General features: G+C 71.5%; 11 protein-coding genes and 1 pseudogene. 5 read left to right on the plus strand and 7 right to left on the minus strand.

The features are described from left to right. The first annotated feature begins 149 nt into the window (after window positions 1-149). Window positions 150-4,976, plus strand: a complete 4,827-nt coding sequence (locus tag ACFC0D_RS30340; RefSeq protein ID WP_376442736.1) for a hypothetical protein — start codon at window positions 150-152, stop codon at window positions 4,974-4,976. 24 nt (window positions 4,977-5,000) lie between these two features. On the opposite strand, the gene ACFC0D_RS30345 is transcribed toward ACFC0D_RS30340, so the two are convergent. The 6 genes from ACFC0D_RS30345 to ACFC0D_RS30370 all read right to left on the minus strand — a co-directional run bounded on the left by ACFC0D_RS30345 (window position 5,001) and on the right by ACFC0D_RS30370 (window position 12,377). Continuing rightward, window positions 5,001-6,086: an aldose epimerase family protein gene (locus ACFC0D_RS30345; protein WP_376442739.1), complete on the minus strand. Its 1,086-nt coding sequence runs from the start codon at window positions 6,084-6,086 to the stop codon at window positions 5,001-5,003. A gap of 87 nt (window positions 6,087-6,173) precedes the next feature. After that, window positions 6,174-7,247: a LacI family DNA-binding transcriptional regulator gene (locus ACFC0D_RS30350; RefSeq protein WP_376442742.1), complete on the minus strand. Its 1,074-nt coding sequence runs from the start codon at window positions 7,245-7,247 to the stop codon at window positions 6,174-6,176. Between the two features lie 81 nt (window positions 7,248-7,328). Further along, the gene (locus ACFC0D_RS30355) at window positions 7,329-8,384 is read right to left on the minus strand and encodes an ABC transporter permease (protein ID WP_376442745.1); all 1,056 of its coding nucleotides are present in this window, start codon (window positions 8,382-8,384) and stop codon (window positions 7,329-7,331) included. Next, window positions 8,381-9,352, minus strand: coding sequence for an ABC transporter permease (locus ACFC0D_RS30360; RefSeq protein WP_376442748.1), 972 nt, complete (start codon window positions 9,350-9,352; stop codon window positions 8,381-8,383). Before ACFC0D_RS30360 ends, ACFC0D_RS30355 begins: the two co-directional genes overlap by 4 nt. Further along, the gene (locus tag ACFC0D_RS30365; protein ID WP_376442751.1) at window positions 9,349-11,124 is read right to left on the minus strand and encodes a sugar ABC transporter ATP-binding protein; all 1,776 of its coding nucleotides are present in this window, start codon (window positions 11,122-11,124) and stop codon (window positions 9,349-9,351) included. The genes ACFC0D_RS30360 and ACFC0D_RS30365 overlap by 4 nt, the downstream gene beginning before the upstream one ends. Window positions 11,125-11,291: 167 nt before the next feature. Beyond that, window positions 11,292-12,377, minus strand: a complete 1,086-nt coding sequence (locus ACFC0D_RS30370; RefSeq protein WP_376442754.1) for an ABC transporter substrate-binding protein — start codon at window positions 12,375-12,377, stop codon at window positions 11,292-11,294. Window positions 12,378-12,944: 567 nt separating this feature from the next. Here ACFC0D_RS30370 and ACFC0D_RS30375 point away from each other — a divergent pair. Both ACFC0D_RS30375 and ACFC0D_RS30380 read left to right on the plus strand, forming a co-directional pair. Beyond that, window positions 12,945-16,219: pseudogene (locus ACFC0D_RS30375) on the plus strand (LamG-like jellyroll fold domain-containing protein). A gap of 216 nt (window positions 16,220-16,435) precedes the next feature. Beyond that, window positions 16,436-17,578 carry a S1 family peptidase gene (locus ACFC0D_RS30380; protein WP_376442757.1) on the plus strand — a complete coding sequence of 381 codons (1,143 nt, stop codon included), beginning with the start codon at window positions 16,436-16,438 and terminating at the stop codon, window positions 17,576-17,578. 99 nt (window positions 17,579-17,677) lie between these two features. Here ACFC0D_RS30380 and ACFC0D_RS30385 read toward each other — a convergent pair whose 3' ends face one another. Continuing rightward, window positions 17,678-18,688 carry a LacI family DNA-binding transcriptional regulator gene (locus tag ACFC0D_RS30385; protein ID WP_376442760.1) on the minus strand — a complete coding sequence of 337 codons (1,011 nt, stop codon included), beginning with the start codon at window positions 18,686-18,688 and terminating at the stop codon, window positions 17,678-17,680. A 456-nt stretch (window positions 18,689-19,144) separates the two neighbouring features. Here ACFC0D_RS30385 and ACFC0D_RS30390 point away from each other — a divergent pair, with 456 nt between their 5' ends. Both ACFC0D_RS30390 and ACFC0D_RS30395 read left to right on the plus strand, forming a co-directional pair. After that, window positions 19,145-19,651 carry a hypothetical protein gene (locus ACFC0D_RS30390; RefSeq protein WP_376442763.1) on the plus strand — a complete coding sequence of 169 codons (507 nt, stop codon included), beginning with the start codon at window positions 19,145-19,147 and terminating at the stop codon, window positions 19,649-19,651. 55 nt (window positions 19,652-19,706) lie between these two features. Next, on the plus strand, window positions 19,707-21,140 hold the full coding sequence (locus ACFC0D_RS30395; RefSeq protein WP_376442766.1) for a flotillin family protein: 1,434 nt from the start codon (window positions 19,707-19,709) through the stop codon (window positions 21,138-21,140). The last annotated feature ends 87 nt before the right edge of the window (window positions 21,141-21,227 follow it).

The following is a 21,227-nucleotide window of genomic DNA, read 5'->3' on the forward strand; positions in this document are numbered from 1 at the left end:
GGGGGGGTGACCCCCCGCCCTATCCCGCCCCCCCCCCCCCGCGGGGCGCCGGCACCCCCGCGCCGGCCCCCGGCAGCACAGTCGGCCACCGTCCGGTTCCCATGTCGGCCGACGGGGGCGATGTCGGTGGCGCATGCGACGATCCAGGCGTGATCGTCTCGCTTGATTCCTTGTTGCCCACCGCCGGTACGCATGTCTCGACGACCTATGCCGACTGGGTCGCCGCACACGACCCGGACGCGGCCGTGACCGCCCGTGACCTGGTCGACGACATGGGCTCCGAACTCAACCGGTCCTGGACCAAGCCCGGTCGGTTCGTCGACTCGATGGCCGCACGCGCGCGGCGGCTGCCGCCGGCCCACCTGCCGTGGTTCTGGGACACCGTGGGCCACCGGCTGATCGGTTACGGCAGCAGGCCGGGCGGGCGGGCGTACGCGGCGGCGCGGGCGGCGGAGGCGCAGCACGGGTTGCCGGTGGATCCCGCCTACCGCCGGGCCAACGCGCTGCTGTTCGCCACGGGCGGGGCCATGCCCGCCAAGGAGTTCGGGGCCCATCAGCGTTTCCTCGCCGAGACGTTGGAGCCGGCCGCGGCGCATGCGGCCCTGGACGCGTTCCTGACCGCGTGGGCGGGCTCGCCGGCGGACCTGCCGGCGGATCTCGTGCGCCGGGTGCGTGCGTCGGCCAAGGCGGCCGGACACGGGGACGAGGAGGTCGCCCGGCTGGTGGGATCGATCCTGTCCGTCACCCGGAAGAAGTCGGTGCCGGACGCTCTGCTCACCGCGGCGGCGCCGGTCCTTGAGGCTCATCCGCCGACGGAGGCGGTCGCGGCCGGGCTGGTGGAGGTCTTTCCGGACGGCGTCACCGACGGCGGGGCGTGGCTTCGGATGCTGATCGCATGCGGCGCGACGGAGGCGATGGAGACCGGGCGGGTGGTCCCGGAGGGCGGGCTGCACCATTGGGTCGGACACTTCGTGCGCATGTACCAGTACGCGGCCCAGTCCGGCGGAGGGGTGGGGAGGCAGCCACTCCCCGCGGAACTCCTCGACTTGGTGGGCCGGTTGGGGCCGCGACTGCGAGCCGAGGGTGACCCGGTGACCCTGCACACCACCCGGCACCACTACCAGGGCTTCGACGCGGACGTCCTGGACGCCACCCTGGCGGCCGGGGTCGCGGTCGTCGACCCGGGCCCGGAGATCCGGATGCGCTTCTGGGGCGAGCGATCCCGCCGGGACCTCGCCGCGCTCGCCGCGGATCCGGTCTTCGGCGGCAGGCTGGAAGGGACCGTGCACGCGAACCTGCTGCCGAACCGGTCCATGGCCCGCCGACGGCAGCCCGGTTCGGCCGTGACCCTGCTGCCGGGCAACGAGGGCATCGCCCAGGAAGTGGCAGGGCGGGTCGGCAAGCTCGTCGACGCGGTCGCGGGCGGTGGCATGGCCGGGGCCGAAGAGGCCGTGACCGAATTGGAGACCCTGCTGGACCGGCCGACGGTGACGGCGCTCGGCGGCATCGCCGACGCCCTCGCCGGGGCGGGCGCCGCGGGCGCGCTGCGGCGCTCGCTGGCGGCCGGGCTTCCGGAGGAACTGGCCTGGCCGGCCCTGGAGTCGGTGTACGCCGAGTTCGCGGCGGACGCCGGGCCCGAGGAGGCGGACGCGACCGTGCCCGGCGTAGCCGGTGTGACGTCCACCTGGCCGGTGCTGACGGTGTTCGGGCGGGACCGGGCGGTCGCCGTCGCGCCCGAAGGCGTGCGGGGCTCCTGCCGGTTCACGGTGCCGCAGGACGCGACCAAGTTCGCCGTCCACTACGTGGGCGGTTCCTTCCTGGTGAGCTGGAGCCTGTCGACCGGCTTCTGCGACACCGCGGTGTGGGCCGACCGCCCGGAGGAGCCGTTCACGCCTGAAATGGTCGGCGGGCTGGTGCCGTTCGGCGGCAGTCTGGACGGGGCGTACGGCTTCCAGTTCGAGACGGCCGACGGCGGCGGACGGCACGGCGGCACACGTGTGCTGCGCCCGGGCGGTACGGACGGCATCGACCGGGAAGAGCTGCAACTGGGCGACGGCTCCCGGATCTGGACCAACGCCGTCCACAGGAGGAAACCCTGGGAGGTCGTGGACCCGGTCACCGGGGTCCGCCAGGGCCCGACGGCCCTCCCGGACTTCCCGGGTCGCGCCCCGAGCACCGATCCGGCGGCGGAACCGTCCGAGGAGGGTATGAGCCTGGCTGTGGAGGCCCTGCAGCTGGCTCCGCTGCCCGCCGCTCTGGCCGACTCCCCGCTGGGCAGCCGGGGCGGACTCGTCGGCACCCGGGTGCTGTTCCGCACCCGCTACCGTGATCACGCGCCCGACCGCTTCCTGGTGGAGAGCGTGGACGGGCGCACGGCACCGTTCGCCATCGACCGGCAGGGGCAGAAGCCCTGGGGCCTGTGGGCGCCGCCGGAGGGCGCGGTGGAGGACGTCGTCCTCGCCGAGGCGGAGACGCGGACGGGAGTGCGCGCCTACACCGCGGACGGCGCACTGCTGTGGGAGCAGGACGGGCACCGCTCATCCCAGCACCCTCGGACGAGTCCGGCCCGAAGGGTCACCGCATCGGGGGGCGTGGCGCTGCCACCGGCCTTCTGGTACCTCCTGCGGACCCGGGACGCAGCCGGGTCCCGAGCACTGCGGTCCGTGGAGCGGCAGACGGCGGACACGCTGCTGACTGCCGCCCTCGACGGCGCGGAGGCGTTGCGCGCGGCCGTGGCCAGGGAGTTGCCGGATGTCGCCGACCCGGTGCTGACGGACGCCGTCGTGGCGGTGGCCCAACGGGCCGCGCGCGTGGAGCAGCGGAGGCGGGCCCTGCACCGGCGCGTCACTCTCCTCGCCGAGGCCCCGCCGGCGGGGCCTCGCCGATCCGCGCCGGACACCGAACTGATGCCCGCCTTGGTCGGGTTGGTCTCGCAGGGAATGCGCGACGCATGGCGGGGGACCCCCGACGCGGCCCTTCCGGCGACGCTGGGGGCGCTCGCCGCCGACGGCTCCTGCCTGGCAGGGACGATCGTGGAGGAGGTGCGGAGACTCTCTCCGCCGGCGGCGCCGCACGACTGGTCACAACTGCTGGGCTCGATCGACGCCGTGGCGTGGCGGGCGGCGGTGGCGCCCACCCCGGAGGTGGCACGGGCCGCTCTGCTGGCACTGTTGGACACGTGGGCCGACCAGCCGTTCGCCCGTGCGGGCAGCCGGTGGTGGGTGGGCCGCACGTCCGAATCCGGCGCCCTGGACGGGCTGCGCGAGGCAGGTGTTCCGGTTGCGTCCGCCGCGGTGCGGGACGGAGGGGAGGAGTGCTGGTTCACCGCACCGGCCGCTGACGACGGGAACGGCGATCCGGTTCCGGCGGCGGTTCCCGAGGCGCGGCTCGTCCACGTGGAGCGGGACGACGCCACCCGGCTCCGGGCCGTGGTGGCGGCGGTCGACACGCACGGGCCGGTCCCGGTGCCGGAGTCGGCGGCCGCGCGGTTCGCCGAACTGACCGGTGTACGCAGGGCCGTGGCCCGGCTCGTGGTGGCCGGGCTGGTCGGCGGGAGCGACCGGGACGAGGACCGGGCGCTGGCGCGCAAGGCCCCCTACAAGGCGACCCCGATGACGGTCGAGTCGTACGAGCGGCTGCACACACGGCTCGGGGGTACCGGCCGGCGAGCCGTCCTGGCGGCAGCCCTGCCCGAGGACCCGGCCGAGCTGTGGCGCCCGGGCGGCGTCGAGGCGGCGGTGGACCGGATGGCCGGTGTCTGGCGGCAACTCCTCGGTGCGCTGCCCGCCGTGCACGACGACACGGCCGACGCCCTGGAGGCCGACCTGGGGCTCTGCGAGGTGTGGGCCCGACGGCTGGCCGGCGGGTACGAGGCGGCAGAGGACGCGACCGTGGAGGCGGCCGACTGGGAGCTGGCGGCGACTCCGTACGGCATCGGGGCCGAGGTCCGGGCCGTTCCGCCACCCGGACCCGAACTGCCCTACGGCACCCCGGTGGGCCTCCCGGTCGATCGGATCGCCGGAGCGCTGGTGTGGGCATGGACCGACCGGCCCGTCGGCGACCCGGCGGTGGCACGCGCGACGGCCCTGTACGAGCGCTTGCTGGCCGAACTGGAGCGTCCGGAACTCCTGCTGGAGCTGCCCGGCGGACGGGTCCAGGACACCTCGGAGCGGATCGCCGAGCGGTTCGGGCACGGGCTGCTGCCGGTGGCGATGGACCGCTGCGAGAAAGAAGGTCCGGTCCCGGTCACCGCGTACGACTCCGGGCCTCTCGTGGTGTGCGCGCCCGGCGGCGCCGCCTTCCTCCGGCCCGCGGCGGTTGCCGATCCCGACGTGTGGCGACGGGTGAGGGAAGTCACCGATCTGACCGAGGAACTGAACCGCGTGGCACCGCTGCTGCCCGGCGGCGGCCTGGAGCGGATGATGCTGCGGACCCGCTCGGGAGCCGTGCGGACCGGCGCGTACGAGGCCGATCCGCGGCAGTCCTGCCCGGAGCTGATCACGCGGGTGACGCGGGAACTCGGTGTCGGCGCGGACGCGGCGGCGCTCTACCTCCAGGTGGCGACGCTGGCCGCGCCCACCGACCGCAACGTCCGACGGTGGAACGGCTGGTCGACCAAGCGGCTCGCGGAGGTCAGGACCGAGCTGCTCGCCACCGGCGCGGTGGTGGAGGCCAAGCGTGCGCGGGCCGGACGTACCGTGTTCCTGCCGGGTGAGTGGACCGAGCTGAAGGCCCCGCACCTGCCGCTGGAGACGGTGAAACTGGGTGCGTACGAGGTGCGGCCGCTGTGGGGCAACGCGATCCGTGCCCCGTTCGAACGGATCCTGCCGACAGCGCCGCTGCACGAGATGTTCACGGCGGCATGGGAACGGACGGTCGGCGGGAACGGCGCCGGTCGCCAGTCCGCTCCGCCCGACCGGGCGGACCCGGCGAGGGCTCCCTCGCCGGGTCCTCGTGACCGACCCTGCTCCCGGTGACCCACCGACATCGGACCCGTGGTTTCAGCGGCCCGCCCCGCCGCACGCGAGGTGGGGAAAGCGGAACTCGGTGCAGCGGTGAGCCGTCGCACCGGGGCGCAGCACGGCGCTGGGGTAGTCGGGTCGGTTCGGGGCGTCGGGGAAGTGCTGTGTCTCGAGGCAGACCGCGCCATGCCGTTCGAAGGCACGCCCGGTGTCGTCGGTGAGCGTGCCGTCCAGCTGGTTGGCGGTGTAGATCTGGACGCCTGGTGCCGTGGTCCACACGTCCATGACGCGGGTCCCCGCCGGAGCCGCCAGGCGGGCGGCGCGCCGCGGCCGCCCCGCCTCCTCGCCGGACAGGGCCCAGCAGTGGTCGTATCCGCCGGCCCTGCGGATCTGTTCGTCGGCCGACCGGACGGGCTCCCGGAGGAGTCGGGGCGAGCGCAGATCGAATGCGGTGTCCGTCACGTCCCGGAGGGGGCCGAGCGGAATCCCGTCGGCGTCGACCGGCAGATAGGCGGGAGCGTCCACCTGCAGGGTGTGGCCCAGGACGTTCCCGCCCCCCGCCAGGTTGAAGTAGGCATGGTTGCTGAGGCTGACCACGGTCGGACGGTCGGTCGTGGCCACGCACGCGAAAGACAGCGTGCCGGCCGTGTCGAGGGCGTAGGTGACCGTGACGTCGAGCGCGCCAGGGAACCCCATGTCGCCGTCGGGGCTGTGCAACGACAGGCGCAGCGCGACCGTGTCGTCGCCCGCGACGGGAGCCGCCCGCCACACCCGGGTGTCGAATCCCCCGGGACCGCCGTGCAGGGCGTGGCCGCGGTCGTTCGCCGGGATGCGATGCGTCGCGCCGTCCAGGGCGAAGCGGCCGCGGGCGATGCGGTTGGCGTACCGGCCGATCACCGCACCGAAGTAGGGGCTCTTCTCGGCGTACTGGTCGACCGAGGAGAGCGACAGGACCACATTGGCCGTCTCGCCCCGCGTGTCGGGTACGCCCAGTCCGTGCAGGACGCCTCCGTACGTGAGGATCTCGGCGTACACGCCGGAAGGGGATTCCAGCCTCCAGAGGCCGACGTCCTCACCGCTCGGGGCGGTGCCGAACGGCCGGTGGCGGACGGTGGGTCGGGGCATGATGAGTCCTCGGTGCGAGCGGTGTCCGGACGGAGCGGGTGCGAAGGGACGCGAGCGGAAGCGAAGGGGGCGAACCGGCGCGCGGGGTCATTCGGCTGTCGGGGCCGAGGCGCCGCTGGAGCGTGCTGTGCTCTCCCTGTGGCTGCCGGAACGTCCGCCCGTGGTGGACTCCCTGACGACGAGTCGATGCCCGGGGCTGATCCTGCGGGGCTCGGACACCGCTCCGCCGCTGAGCCGTTCGACGAGTCGGTCGACGGAGAGGCGGGCGATGGCCTGTTTGTCGGGGGAGACGGTGGTGAGGCTGGTCGCGCCGTAGCGGCTCTCCTCGATGTCGTCGAAGCCGACCACGGCGACGTCGTCGGGGACCCGGAGACCTCGTTCGGTGAGTGTGCGCATGGCGCCGAGGGCGATGAGGTCGTTGTACGCGAAGACCGCGTCGGGCCGTTCCCCTCTTTCCAGGAGCTCCGCCATGGCCGCGGCTCCGTCGGCGCGGCCATAGCCGTCCGTGGCCACGACCAGTCTCTCGTCCGCTTCCCGGCCCGCCGCGGCGAGCTCCTCGCGCCAGCCCCGCAGCCGCAGGTGCGCGGGCTGGCGCTCGCGGCCGGTGCGCGAACCCAGGAAGGCGATACGGCCACGGCCGAGGTCCAGGAGATGGCGGACCGCGTCGCGCGCGGCCGCCACGTTGTCGATGGCTATCTGGTCGTAGGGAGCGTCGTACTCGCGCTCGCCGAGCAGTACCAGGGGCGAGGTCTCCTGCCTGGCGACGAGGTCGGCCGTCTCCAGGTGGATGGGGCTGAGGATCAGCCCGTCGATGACATGGGAACGGAACTCCTGGCAGACCAGCAGTTCCCGTTCGCGCAGACCCGCGGTGTGGTCGACGAGCACGGTGTAGTCGTGCTGGGCCGCCGCGTCGATGACGGCACCGGCCAGCTCCGCGAAATAGGGGTTGCCCAGTTCGGGCACGGCGAAGGCGATGATGCCGGTGCGCCCTTTGCGCAGATGCCGGGCGGTCAAGTTCGGTCGGTAGCCGAGTTCGTCGATGGCCCGCTGCACCTTGGCGCGCATCTGGGGTGTGACGTGGGGGTAGTTGTTCACCACGTTGGACACGGTCTTGATCGACACGCCTGCCCGCTGCGCGACGTCCTTGAGGCTGACGCCCACGGCACTCCTCTTGTTCGGCTCTGGTCGGCATGGGTCCCGGAGACCGGGGCCCGGTGGTCTCCGGACCCCGGGGAGTCGGCGTCAGGTGCTCTTTCGGCTGCGTGACAAGTACCGCTGCGCGACCACGACGAGGATGAGGAATCCGCCGCTGACCACCGACTGGTACGAGGAGTTGAGCGAACCGATCTGGTTGATGAGGTTCTGGATGACGGCCAGCAGCAGGACGCCCCACAAGGTGCCGCTCACCGATCCGGCGCCCCCGACGAGCAGGGTTCCACCGATGACGACGGCGGCGATCGCGTCGAGCTCCATGCCGGTGCCGATGATCGTGACACCGGACGAGAGTCGTGCCGCGTTGACGGCGCCGGCGAATCCCGCCAGCAGTCCGCTCAGCAGATACACCGTCACCTTCGCGCGGGCGACAGGCAGTCCCATCAGCGTGGCAGCGTCGGTGCTGCCGCCGACGGCGAACAGCGTCTGGCCGAACGACGTGCGCTGGAGCAGGAGTCCACCGATGCCGAAGAGGACGAGCGCGGCGAGTATCGGGTGGCCGAAGCCCCCGACGCCGCCCTGGCCGAGCGTGGCGAACGCCGAGTCCTTGGGGACGAGATAGGTGGTGGCCCCTTCGTCGGTCAGGGCGAGCAGCAGTCCGCGAGCCCCGAGCAGCGAGGCGAGTGTGACGATGAAGGGCGCCATGCCCGCTCGGGCGATCAGCAGCCCGTTGACCATTCCGATCGCTCCGCACACCACGAGGGGCACGAGCAGCGCCGGCAGGACGCCCCACTGCGAGGCCCACGCGGCGAGCACGCCGCCCAGCGCGAAGACCGAGCCGACGGAGAGGTCGATGCCACCGGTGATGATCACGAGGGTCATACCGAGCGCCACGATGGCCAGGAAGGACGCCTGGACCGTCACGCCGCGCGCGTTGTCCAGCGTGGCGAACGTGGGGTAGACGAAGGAGGCGATCAGGACGACGAGGAGCAGGACGGCGAGCACGCCCTGTCGCTGCAGGAGCGCGGCGAGCCGCTCCCGGCCCGAGGCCCCGGCCCCCGTGCGGTCCGCGGCGGCTCCGTTCCCGGCGGGCGCGGGTGACGTGGCGCTCGACCCCGGTGAGGCGAGCGAGGAGATGAGGTTCATCGGGATCGGCGCTCCCGTGCGACGTAGACGGCGGCGACGATGATGGCCGCCTGGGCAATCTGGGCGGTGGAGTCCGGCAGGTCGTGCTTGACGAGCGTGGCCCGCAGCAACTGCATCAACAGCGCACCCGCGACGGTCCCCAGCACACGGATGGATCCGCCGCTCAGCGGGGTCCCACCCACGACCACGGCGGTGATCGCGGACAGCTCCATCAAGGTGCCCAGTGAGGACGGGTCGCTCGCGGTGAGCCGGGCGGTGGCGAGGACGCCCGCCAGGGCGGCGAGCACCCCGCACAGGATGTAGACCCCGGTCAGCACCCGCTTGACGGGCAGCCCGGCGAGGGCGGCCGCGGACCGGTTGCCGCCGATCGCGACGACTTGGCGCCCGAACGTGGTCCGGTGGACGAGGAAGGCCACCGCGAGCGCCAGTACGGCCGCGATGAGGACGACCAGCGGAATGCCGAGGAAGCTTCCGGTGCCCAGCGACAGCAGGTCCGGGTTGACGATCTGCTTGAGCCGGCCGTCCGCCATCACGAGGGCGAGACCGCGCCCGCCGACGAACAGCGCCAGGGTCGCGACGATGGGTTGCAGCCCGACCACCGAGACAAGGGTGCCGTTCACCGCCCCGACCACGGCGCCGGCGAGCAGCGCGATCAGCAGGGCGGGCACGAGGCCGTAGCCCAGGTACAGCGGCAGCAGCGCCGCCGCCAGCGCCATGGTGGAGCCGACCGACAGGTCGACCCCCTCGGTGCCGATCACCAGCGCCATGCCGAGGGCCACGATGACGATCGGGGCGACCTGGATCAGCTGGGTGCGGAGATTGTCGACCGTGAGGAAGTGCTCGGTGAAGACCGCGTTGAAGAGAAGGAGCGCGGCCACCGCAGCGTAGACGCCGTACTCCTGGAACCACGCGGGAGCGCTGAGTCGTGTGGAGCCGCGGGCCGGAGCCGCGGTCGCCCGGGTGGTCATCGGGGGTCCTCCTCGGCGCCCGTGGTCGTCGCCGAGGCGGGGGCGGGGACGTGCTGATCGTTCAACGGCGCCTCGTCGCTCGAGGCCGGTCGGCTGTCGGCCTGTTCGTCCTTGGCCGGCCGGGCGGTGGCTCGTTCGTCCGTGGCCGGTCGGGTGGCTGCCTGTTCCTCCGTGGCCGGCGAGGACGGGGCGGGGGAGTGGTCGGCGAGCGCGGCGAGCAGCGCGCTCTCCGTCACCTGATCGCCGGTCAGCTCGCCGACGGTGGCCCCGCTCCTCAGTACGACGATCCGGTCGGAGCCTTCGACGAGCTCCTCGATGTCGGACGAGATGAGCAGGACGGCGAGGCCCTCCTGGGCGAGTTCGTCGATGAGGGCCTGGACTTCCGCCTTGGCGCCGACGTCGATGCCGCGGGTGGGTTCGTCGAGCAGCAGCACCTTCGGTTCGAGGCACAGCCAGCGCGCCAGCAGGACTTTCTGCTGGTTCCCGCCGGACAGCTCGCCGACCTTCTGCTCGGGGCTCGACGCCTTGATCCGCAGCCGCTTCATGAAGATGTCGACGACAAGGTCCTGCTGCGCGCGCGAGACGATGCCGGCGTGTGAGAGGCGGGGGAGCGCCGCGAGCACGATGTTCTCGCGGACCGAGAGGCCGGGCACGATGCCCTCGGCCTTGCGGTCCTCCGGCAGCAGGCTGATCCCGGCGCGAATGGCGCGCGCGGAGGAGAACCGGCCCAGCGGTGCGCCGTCGATGGCGACCCGCCCGTCGTCCAGCGGCAGGGCTCCGGCGAGTGCCTTCGCGGTCTCGCTGCGGCCGGAGCCCAGCAGGCCGCCGAGGCCGAGCACCTCGCCGGGGTGGAGCTCCAGGGACACATGGTCCAACTGGTGTTTCCTGACGAGCCCGTCGGCCGTGAGGACGGGCTTGCGTGCGATGTCGTGGCCCTCGCCCGCGAAGCTCGTCACGCCGTCCCGGCGGACCTCGGACATCTCCCGGCCCAGCATCATGGACACCAGCCGCATCCGGTCCAGGGCGGCCAGGTCGCCGGTGTGGATGTGCCGGCCGTCGCGGAGCACGGTGACCCGGTCGCAGATCCGGTACAGCTCGTCCATGCGGTGGCTCACGTAGACGACGGCGATGTTCTTCCGCCGTAGATCGCCGATCACCCGGAACAGCGTCTCGACCTCGCGCGGTTCCAAGGACGAGGTGGGCTCGTCCATGACGACCACGTGCGCCTCGACCGACACCGCGCGGGCGAGCGCCACCATCTGCTGCGAGCCGATGCCCAGGGTGTGCAGCGGCCGACGCGGGTCGACGGTGACGCCGAACCCGCCGAGGAGGGCGGTGGCCTCGGCGTGCATGCGGGTGAAGTCGATCAGTCCGAGGCGGGTCCGGGGCTCGCGGCCGAGGAAGATGTTGCGCGCCACGCTCATGAGCGGGACCAGGTTCACCTCCTGGTAGATCGTGGAGATACCGGCCTGCTGCGCCTCGAAGGGGCGCGAGAAGTGGACCGGGCGGTCCGACAGCAGCAACTCGCCGCTGTCCGGCCGGTGTACGCCGGTGAGTACCTTGATCAGGGTGGACTTGCCCGCGCCGTTCTCACCGACGAGCGCATGGGTCTCGCCGGCGCGGAGCGTGAACGAGACGTCGTCGAGGGCGACGACACCGGGGAATCTCTTCCCGACGCCGCGCGCCTCCAGCACCGTCGGCGCGACCGACGGCGCGGTCCCGCTCGCCGCGGACGGTGCCGCTTCGGGGGATGCCGCTTCGGGGGGTGCCATGAACGTGGCCTTCCGGAGATCGATCGTGTGGGTGGGGGCGGGCCGCCGCAGGCGGGGACGACCGCATGCCCCAGGGAGATTCGTGGCCCGCGCGGCCCGGGGGACTCGCTCCTGCCCGGCCGCCGTCCACGCGGGATCGGCGGCCGGACCCGGACGAGACCGCGAGGTCAGTACGCCCCGCCGAGGGACTCCTCGGCGTTGGCCGGGTCGTAGGCGCGGTCCGAGATGATGACGTCCTCGGGGATGCCTTCCCCGGCGTAGAACTTCTGGGCGGTGGCGAACGCGAGAGGACCGAAGCGCGGGTTGGATTCGACGACGGCGTTGAGTTCGCCGTCGGCCAGGGCCTGTACGGCGTTGCGGGTGCCGTCGATGGAGACGACCTTGACGTCCTTGCCGGGAGCCTTGCCCGCGGCCTTGAGCGCGGTGACGGCGCCGAGGGCCATCTCGTCGTTCTCCGCGTAGACCGCCGTGATGTCGGGCTTCGACTGGATGAGCTGCTCCATCACCTGCTGGCCCTTGTCGCGGGCGAACTCGCCGGTCTGCTGGGCGACGATCTCCAGCCCCGGCGCCTGGGCCTTGACCTGGTCGACGAAGCCCTTGGTGCGGTCGGTGGTGACGCTGTTGCCCGAGGAGCCGAGGAGGATCGCGACCTTCCCCTTGCCGCCGGTCGCCTTGATCATCGCGTCGGCGGCGCGCTTGCCCTGCTCGACGAAGTCCGAGCCCAGGAAGGCCAGATAGTCCTTGCAGGCCGTCGCGTTGACCTTGCGGTCGATCGTGAGGACCGGCACCTTCTTCGCGGCGGCCGCCTGGAAGGCCGGCTCGAGTCCGTCGGAGTTGAGCGGGGCGACGATCAGGAACTGCGCGCCCTGGGCCAGCATGTCCTGGATGTCGCTGATCTGCTTGGACAGCTGCGACTGGGCGTTCGTGGTCAGCAGCTTCTTCACGCCGATCTTCGCGGCCTCGTCCTTGATGGACTGCGTCTCCGCGATACGGAAGGGGTTGGCCTCCTTCTCCGACTGGGAGAAGCCCACGACGGCGTTCTTGAGGTCGAGCTTCGGGGCGCCGTAGCTCGTGAGCGTGCAGCCGGGTCCGGCCGAAGCCGAGGGTGTCCGGACCGACTGCGCCCCCTGACTGCTGTCGCCGCCCGCGTTGTTCGAGGTCTCGGACTTGGCGCAACCGGACAGTGCCAGCGAGGCGGTGGCGGCCACGAGGCAGGCGACGGCGAGCATGCGGGTTCTCTGCGGAAGGGTCATCTGAGGACACTCCTTGGCGGGGGACAGCACCGCCGAGTGGCGTGCGGTCGCGCGGGGTGGAAAACGTTGTCAACCTGCCGTGGAAGACCGACAGGCCTGATAAGAGCGGGTCTGACCTGGGAGAACCAGGCTTCGAAGCAGTCACGGGGCGGGGCGGCCGCGGCGGCTTTACAACGTTATAACCGCGCCCTGCGATGCGCGGCAAGAGTGCGGCGCAAGGTTTCCGGGTGGCGTGCCGGAGCTTCAACCGCGCCATGGCGTACGGGGAGTGACGAGCAATCAGTCGAGCACGGCCAGGGGTCTGGACAGCCGCCGGACGGCGTGCTGTCATTCCGCTGCACACAGTTTTCCAACGTTGGAATGACGGCTGGTCGTTGCTGTCGACCACCCCGTGCCCTTGTTGCGCAGGGCCGGGACGCCGTCGGCCCGAGCCCGCCCACGCGACCGTGCGGCGACCTCCGGGCACACCCGGGCGCCGGGACGAACATGGCACTTCGCACGGGCGGTTCAGCCGTCACCCCCTCCCGGGTCCTGCTCCGATTCCCCTCTGCCACGAGGAAAGATTCGATGACACGACGACACACCCGCCCCCGAACCAGAATGTGGGCGCTGCTCGCCGCGGCAGCCCTGGTGCTGCCCACGAGCGCCCTGATTCCCACCGCGTCGGCCGCGGAGCCGGCCCGCGCCGCGTCCGCCCCCGCCGCTCAGAGCCCCGCCATCGAGGTGCACGGCCTGAAGGGCGAGTACTTCAGCATGTCGGCCCCTGGAGCCCGGGACTTCGCCGAACTCGGCGGTACGTCCCTCGACCCGCAGATCGACTTCTCCGGTCTGACCGGCACCTTCCAGAGCCTCACCGGACAGGCCGAACACACCACCGCCCGATGGACGGGCCGGATCGAGGCGCCGGCCACCGGTGACTACACCTTCTACGGCATCGGAGACAACGGCTTCCGTCTCTTCATCGACGGACAGCCGGTCATCGATCACTGGATACCGGACTGGGACAAGGAGCAGACCAGCGCTCCGGTCAGGCTCACCGCCGGCGAGAAGCGCGACTTCCGTCTGGAGATGTTCCAGGACGTCGGCGGAGCGAACATGTTCCTGCGCTGGTCGACTCCGACGACGGCCAAGCAGCTCGTGCCGGAGTCGGCGTTCACCCCGCCCGCCGACTTCGAGGTCTACCCGGTGGAGCTGACCGTCGACGAGAGCGGCCGCCGGCTGCGCGCGCGGTTCGAGAACGAGGTCTCCGGCCTCGGGGCGGTCAAGGACCACCTCACCGTCGAGGCCGACACCACACCGATGCCGATCCGCTCCGTCGCGGTCGCCCCGGACGACCGCGACTCCGTACTCGTCACCCTCGCCGAACCGATCCAGAAGAGCCAGCGCGTCCGGGTCGACTACGACGGACAGGGCGGCCTGAAGAACGGTGACGAGACCGTTCCGCAGATCCTCCGCTCCGCGACGAACGCCTCGGCTCACCGGCTCACCACCGAGTGGGGCGACCGGCTGGACGAGAAGAACCCGCTGCCCGAGTACCCGCGTCCGCAGCAGGTGCGCGGCAAGTGGAAGAACCTCAACGGGCCCTGGCAGTTCGCCGGTGCCGACGCAGGAGAACAGCCGGTCTTCGGCAAGGAGCTCGGTGAGAAGATCACCGTGCCGTTCCCGGTCGAGTCGCAGCTCTCCGGCATCGAGCGGCACGAGGACCACATGTTCTACCGCAGGCTCGTGAACGTGCCGAAGGACTGGAAGGTCGGCACGGGGGACAAGAGCAACCGGCTCAAGCTCAACTTCGGCGCCGTCGACTATCAGGCCCGCGTCTGGGTCAACGGCCGGCAGGTCGCCGAGCACACCGGCGGCTACAACGCGTTCAGCGCCGACGTCACCGACGCTATCAAGGGGACCGGACCGCAGGAGGTCGTCGTCGCGGTCACCGACACCGGCGGCCGGAACCAGCCGACCGGCAAGCATCCACCAACCCGGGCGGCATCTTCTACACCCAGTCCTCCGGCATCTGGCAGACCGTCTGGATGGAACCCGTCGCCCCCGTCTCCGTTGACAACGTTGTTACGACTCCCGACATCGACACCGGCACCCTCGCCGTGACCGTCGAGTCCGACGACGCCTCGGGCGGGGCCCGTGTCGAGGCCGTCGCCCGCGACGACCGCGGCAAGGTCGTCGGCCGGGTCACCGGCCCGGCCAACAGCGAGCTGCGCCTGCCCGTCGCGAAGCAGCGCCTGTGGAGCCCGGACGACCCGTACCTCTACGACCTCGACGTGAAGCTGATCGACGGCAGGTCGACCGACACCGTCGGAAGCTACTTCGGCATGCGGAAGATCGGGATCGAGAAGGTCGGCGGCTTCCGGAAGCTGGTGCTCAACGGCAAGCCGGTCTTCTCCCTGGCCACTCTCGACCAGGGATTCTGGCCCGACGGCCTCTACACCCAGCCAAGCGACCAGGCGCTCGCCTTCGACCTGGAGGCGCACAAGAAGCTCGGCTTCAACGCCGTACGCAAGCACATCAAGGTGGAGTCGCCGCGCTGGTTCTACCACGCGGACCGCCTCGGCCTGCTGGTCTGGCAGGACTTCGTCTCGGGAGACCTCACCGACGAGACGGGCCGCAAGGCATTTGTCGACCAGGGTCGGGAGATGATGCGGCAGCACCACAGCGCGCCGTCCGTCATCGGCTGGATCGTCTTCAACGAGGGCTGGGGCGAGTGGAACCGTGAGGAGACCGGCCGTGTCGCCGAGTCCGTGAAGCAGGCCGACCCCTCCCGTGTCGTCAACGCCCACAGCGGCGTCAACTGCTGCAACTCCAAGGGTGATTCGGGCAAGGGCGACATCATCGACCACCACGACTACAACAACACCGACCCGGCCTTCCCCGACACGAAACGGGCCGCGATGGACGGTGAGCACGGCGGCTTCACCCTGCGCACCCCCGGCCACATGTGGCCGGGCGCCCCGACGGTGATCTACAGCGGTGTCGCCGACAAGGAGGCGCTGACCCGCAAGTACGTCGAGAACACCGAGAAGTACTACCTCGAGGCCGCCGGCGCCGAACTCTCCGGTTCCGTCTACACCCAGATCTCCGACCTGGAGAACGAGCTCAACGGCCTCTACACGTACGACCGTCGGGACATCAAGATCGACCCGGTGCGGGTACGGGAGATCAACCTGAAGGTCATCGCGGCGGGCGCCGCCGCCGGCGAGCGCGACCAGCTGAAGGGTGGCGGCTCCTGGGCGCTCGACGAGGGTGCCGGCACCACGGCACGGGACGCGGGCCCCAACGCCAAGCCCCTGAAACTCACCGAGGGCACCACCTGGACCCCCGGGGTGAGCGGCAGCGCCCTGACGTTCGACGGCCAGGGTCAGTACGCCCAGACCGACGGCCCCGTGCTCGACACCACCACGAGCTACTCCGTCTCCGCCTGGGCGACGCTCGACTCCCTGCCCGGCAACTACGCGACCGTGGTCAGCCAGGACGGACGGCGCCAGGAGAACCCCTTCTACCTGCAGTACGGGCAGGGCGCCTTCGCCTTCAGCACGCCCGGCGGCAACCGCGCCCGCTACGTCACCACCCCCGAACCGGGCCGCTGGTACCACCTCGTCGGCGTCCGTGACGCAGCGAAGAACGAGATCAGGCTCTATGTCGACGGCGCCCTCGTGGCGACCGCCTCCCCCGGACCGGCGGACGTGAGCACCGGACCGCTCTCCGTGGGCCGCGCTCGGTGGAGCGGCGGGAACGTCGACTTCTGGAACGGTGCGGTCGACCAGGTCCACGCCTACGACAGGGCCCTCACCACCGAGGAGGTGGCCGCGCTCAACGCCCAGGAGAAGCCGTAGTACCGAGCGGCGCGGCCGGAGGGCCGCGCCGCTCGATCCATCGATGCCCAGCACGAGCCCCGCGCGTGTGCCGCCCCGTCGCGAGCGCGCCTCGCGACGGGGCGGATGCCGCGGGTGCAGTTGGTCTGGACCTGACAAGCTTCTCCCGCTAGCGTGGTCGTGGCGCTCACTGAGAGCGCTCTCAGGCGGTTTTGATTCCCCTCACCAGGAGGCCCCGTGAGACGCACATCCGCCCTCCGCGCTGCCGTCGCGGCCCTGTTGCTGACCGTCGGACTCGGCGGTGCCCACTCCGGAACCGCGAGCGCAGCCCCCGCGGCCGACCCTCCCACGGTGTCGTCCGGGCTCCTCGATGCCATGCAGCGGGACCTCGGCCTGACGAAGTACCAGGCCGAGAAGCGGTTACGGGCCGAGCAAGCTGCGACGCGCGTGGAGAGCGACGCACGCCGCATCACGGGCCGCTCCTACGGCGGAGCCTGGTTCGAGGCGACCACGGGACGGCTCGTCGTCGCCCTCACCGACCGGAACGAGGAGGCCGACGTCCGCGCGCTGGGCGCCGACACGCGCCTCGTACGTCACAGCGCCGCCACGCTCGACCGCGCCAAGTCCCGCCTGGACGCGCTTGCCGCTCCCGCCGGCGTCGCCGGCTGGCACGTCGACCCGAGGTCCAACAGCGTCGTCCTCACGGTGATCCGGGCCGCCCGCAGCGAGCCCGCCGTGCGCGCCTTCGTCGCACGAGCTCGCACGACGGGCCCTGTCACCGTCGTCGAGACGGCGAACGCTCCGCAGACCTACGCCGCGGGCACCGTGGGCGGCGATCCGTACTACACCGGCAACGTCCGCTGTTCCATCGGCTTCTCCGTGCACGGTGGATTCGTCACCGCCGGGCACTGCGGGCGGGCCGGCGCCGCCGTACGCGGCTGGGACGGCTCCGCCATGGGTACCTTCCAGGGCTCCTCGTTCCCCGGCGACGACTACGCGTACGTCAGCATCCACAGCGGCTGGTGGACGGTGCCCGTGGTGCTCGGCTGGGGGACCGTACCGGACCGGCTCGTCCGCGGGTCGGCCGAGGCTCCCGTCGGCGCGTCGATCTGCCGCTCGGGCTCCACGACCCGCTGGCACTGCGGAACCGTCCTGGCCAAGAACGAGACCGTCAACTACAGCCAGGGCGCCGTGCATCAGATGACGAAGACGAGCGTGTGCGCGGAAGGAGGCGACTCCGGCGGGTCCTTCATCAGCGGCGACCAGGCCCAGGGCGTCACCTCCGGCGGCTGGGGCAACTGCTCCTCCGGCGGTGAGACGTGGTTCCAGCCCGTCAACGAGATCCTCGGACGTTACGGCCTGACCCTCCACACCGCCTGATCGGCCGGTCGACGACACCGGGGCCCGCGCGGACGCACGCGCGCGGGCTCGGGGCGGGAGAGTACGCAGGTGGTCCCGGACCGTCCGGGGTCCGGGCGGTCAGCGACGGCCGAGCGTGCTCTCCCGCTCCACCAGCTCGAAGTCCGCCTGCACACGCCGGGGCACGTACTCCTTGTCCAGGAGACCGGCGAGGACGGCCTCGACGGCGGCCCGTGCGATGGCCGGCTTGTCGGGCGAGACGGACGTGAGCGTCACGGCGCCGTAGCGCCCTTCGACGACGTCGTCGAACCCCACCACGGCGACGTCCTCCGGCACGCGCAGTCCGCGCTCGGACAGCACCCGCATGGCGCCGATGGCGATCAGGTCGTTGTACGCGAACACGGCGTCAGGGCGCCGCCCCGAGTCGAGGAGGTATGCCATGGCGCGTGCCCCGTCCGCGTGTCCCCAGCCCTCCGTGGTCGCCACCAGGCCTTCGTCGTTGGGCAGGCCCGAGGCGTCGAGCTCCTCACGCCACCCCCGCAACCGCAGCAGGGCGGGACGGCTCTGCTGCCCGCGCCGTGCCCCCAGGAACGCCAGGTCCCGGCGGCCCAGGTCGATCAGATGCCGCACGGCGACCCGCGCGGCGGCGACGTTGTCGATGGCGATGTGGTCGTACGGCAGGTCGTAGTCGCGCTCGCCGAGAAGCACCAGCGGAACCTGCTCCGAGCGGAGGGCCAGATCCTCCGGCTCCAGCTCGAGCGGACTCAGGATGAGGCCGTCGATCACGCGGGAACGGAAGCCCTGGCTGACCAGGACCTCCCGGTCACGCCGGCCTCCGGTGTGATCGAGGAGCACGGTGTACCCCCGCTCGTCGGCCGCGTCGACGACGCAGGCGGCCAGCTCGGCGAAGTAGGGGTTGCCCAGCTCGGGCAGGGCGAGGGCGATGATCCCCGTGCGGCCCTTCCGCAGGTGCCTGGCCGCGAGGTTCGGCCGGTAGCCCAGCTCGTCGATCGACCGCTGCACGCGTGCGCGCATCGCCGGCGTCACGTGCGGGAAGTCGTTCACGACGTTCGACACCGTCTTGATCGACACACCCGCGTGCGACGCGACGTCCTTGAGGCTGACCCGCACGACGTTCCCCTCCGATCGACTCCGGCCCCGGGCGGATTCACCCGCACCCATCCGCCCCGGCCCGGACAACGGCCTGCCACGTTATACGGTCCGCCCCTGAACACGGGCAACACCGAGGCTTCCTCGGTTCTTCCGGCGCAAAGCAAGGAAGGGCGTTGACCCACACGGGCAGGCTCATGTCAATGGGTGTCGGCACCCATGCTGAATTCGTTGACGGCATGAAACAATGAGAGAGCTTCCGCGGGATTCGCCGCATGCCGAGTTGGGCGGGCGCGTTCTCCAATTCGCAGAGCGGGAAGCTTCGCTCGCGACTCGGTGCCTCGCAACCCTGTGGTGGCGATCGGTGCCGTTCGGCGGCTGAGAATGCGCAAGGACTTCCGGGCTCCGGCAATCGGCAATCGCAATCGAACGCCGTGTGAGGCATGAGCCGAGTCCAGGACCGAGGGGGGACGGTGCATGGGTTGGTTTCTCGCGTTCGGAATCGCGGGTCTCGTTCTGTTGGTGTTGTCCCTGGTATTCGACGGGATCCTGGAAGGGGCCCTCGACGGATTCGGGGGAGCCGTCGACGGCTTCCTGTCGTTGCCGGTGATCGCCGGGTTCGTGTCGATGCTGGGATTCACCGGCGCGATCACGCTCGGCACGACGGGCCTCGGGGTCGGGGCCGCCGTCGGTGCGGGGGTGCTCGCCGGTGTCGCCGTGGCCTGGCTGACCTGGCGGGTCAGCCGGGGGCTGATGCGTCACGGGACCGAACCCGCTCCACGCGGCGATGACCTGGCCGGGACGTCCGGCTCGGTCGTCACGGCGATCCCGGCCGACGGCTACGGCGAAGTGCTGCTCTTCCTGGGCGGGCAGCCGATGAAGTTCGCCGCCAAGGCAGCCTCGCCCGTGCCGCGCGGCGCCGAGATCTGGGTCGAGACAGTGCTCTCGCCGACCTCCGTCGAAGTCCGCCCGGTCGAACACTGAGGGCCCACGCCCGCCTTTTCCGCTTATACGCATCGCATTTCAAGGGGGATTCCTCATGAACCCTGTCCTCACTGCTGTGTTGGGCATTGTCGTACTCGTCGTTCTGCTCGCCCTCGTGGTCATCACGCGTTACAAGGTGGCGGGGCCGAGTGAGGCGTTCATCATCACCGGGCGGCGTGGGAAGCAGGCCACCGACCCCGCCACCGGTCGGGTGTTCACCGACAACAGCGGCCAGAAGGTCGTGGTCGGCGGCGGTGTGTTCGTCGTGCCGTTCGTGCAGCAGAAGTTCACCCTCGACCTGTCCAGCCGGCACATTCCGGTCGCCGTGCGCGGCGCGGTGACCCTGCGCGGCGTCAAGGCCAATCTGGAGGGTGTCGCGATCGTCAAGGTCGGCGGGACCGAGGACTCGATCCGGGCCGCGGCGCAGCGGTTCCTGATGCAGCAGGACGGCATCGTCGGCTTCACCCAGGAGGTGCTGTCCGGCGCGCTGCGGTCGATCGTGGGGCGTATGTCGGTGGAGGACATCATCCGTGACCGTGCCGCGTTCGCCGGCCAGGTCGCGGAGGAGGCCGAGGCGAGCCTGTCGGGGCAGGGGCTCGTGCTGGATGCCTTCCAGATCCAGGACATCACCACCGAGGGCTCGTATCTGGAGGACCTCGGCCGTCCGGAGGCGGCCCGTGCCAAGCAGGAGGCCGACATCGCCGAGGCCGTCGCCCGCCGCGCGGCCGAGCAGGCCCGGCTGAAGGCCGAGGAGGAGATCGCGATCGCTCAGCGGACTCTCTACCTGAAGCAGGCCGAGATCAAGGCCCAGACCGATGAGGCCGCCGCTCAGGCGAACGCCGCCGGTCCGCTCGCCGAGGCCGACCGCCAGCAGCAGATCCTCGCCGAGCAGGAGAAGGTCGCCGAGCGCCAGGCCGCGCTGACCGACCGTCAGCTCGACACCCAGGTCCGCAAGCCCGCCGACGCCGCCCGCTACCAGGCCGAGCAGGAGGCGGAGGCCCGCAGGATCGCCCTGGTCAAGGAGGCCGAGGCCGACGCCCAGCGCTCCCGTCTGACCGGTGAGGGCGAGAAGGCCCACCGCGCCGCACTCGCCGACGCCGTACGCATCGAGGGCGAGGCGCAGGCCGCCGCGATCGGGGCCAGGGGCTCCGCGGAGGCGGAGGCGATGCGGAAGAAGGCCGACGCGTTCGCGCAGTACGGCGACGCGGCCGTCCTGCAGATGCTCGTCGAGGTCCTGCCCCAGGTCGTCGCCAAGGCGTCCGAACCACTGTCGGCCGTCGACAGGATGACCGTCATCTCCACCGACGGCGCCAGCCAGTTGACCCGTACCGTCACCGACAACGTCACCCAGGGCATGGAACTCCTCTCCTCCACCACCGGCATCGACCTCGCCGCCCTCCTCCAGGGCATCACACGGCCCAAGCCGGCACCGGAGACCACAACCGCCACTCCGACCGACAACGGAGCCGTCGAGATCACCGACCACTGAGGCGTCCCGGGAGGGGAGGCATGACTCCCCTCCCTCTCAGCCACGATCGTCCACCGCAGCCACGATCGTCCGCGGCCGCGGTGTCCG

The sequence above is a fragment of the Streptomyces sp. NPDC056222 genome (assembly GCF_042264065.1).
Classification (GTDB): domain Bacteria; phylum Actinomycetota; class Actinomycetes; order Streptomycetales; family Streptomycetaceae; genus Streptomyces.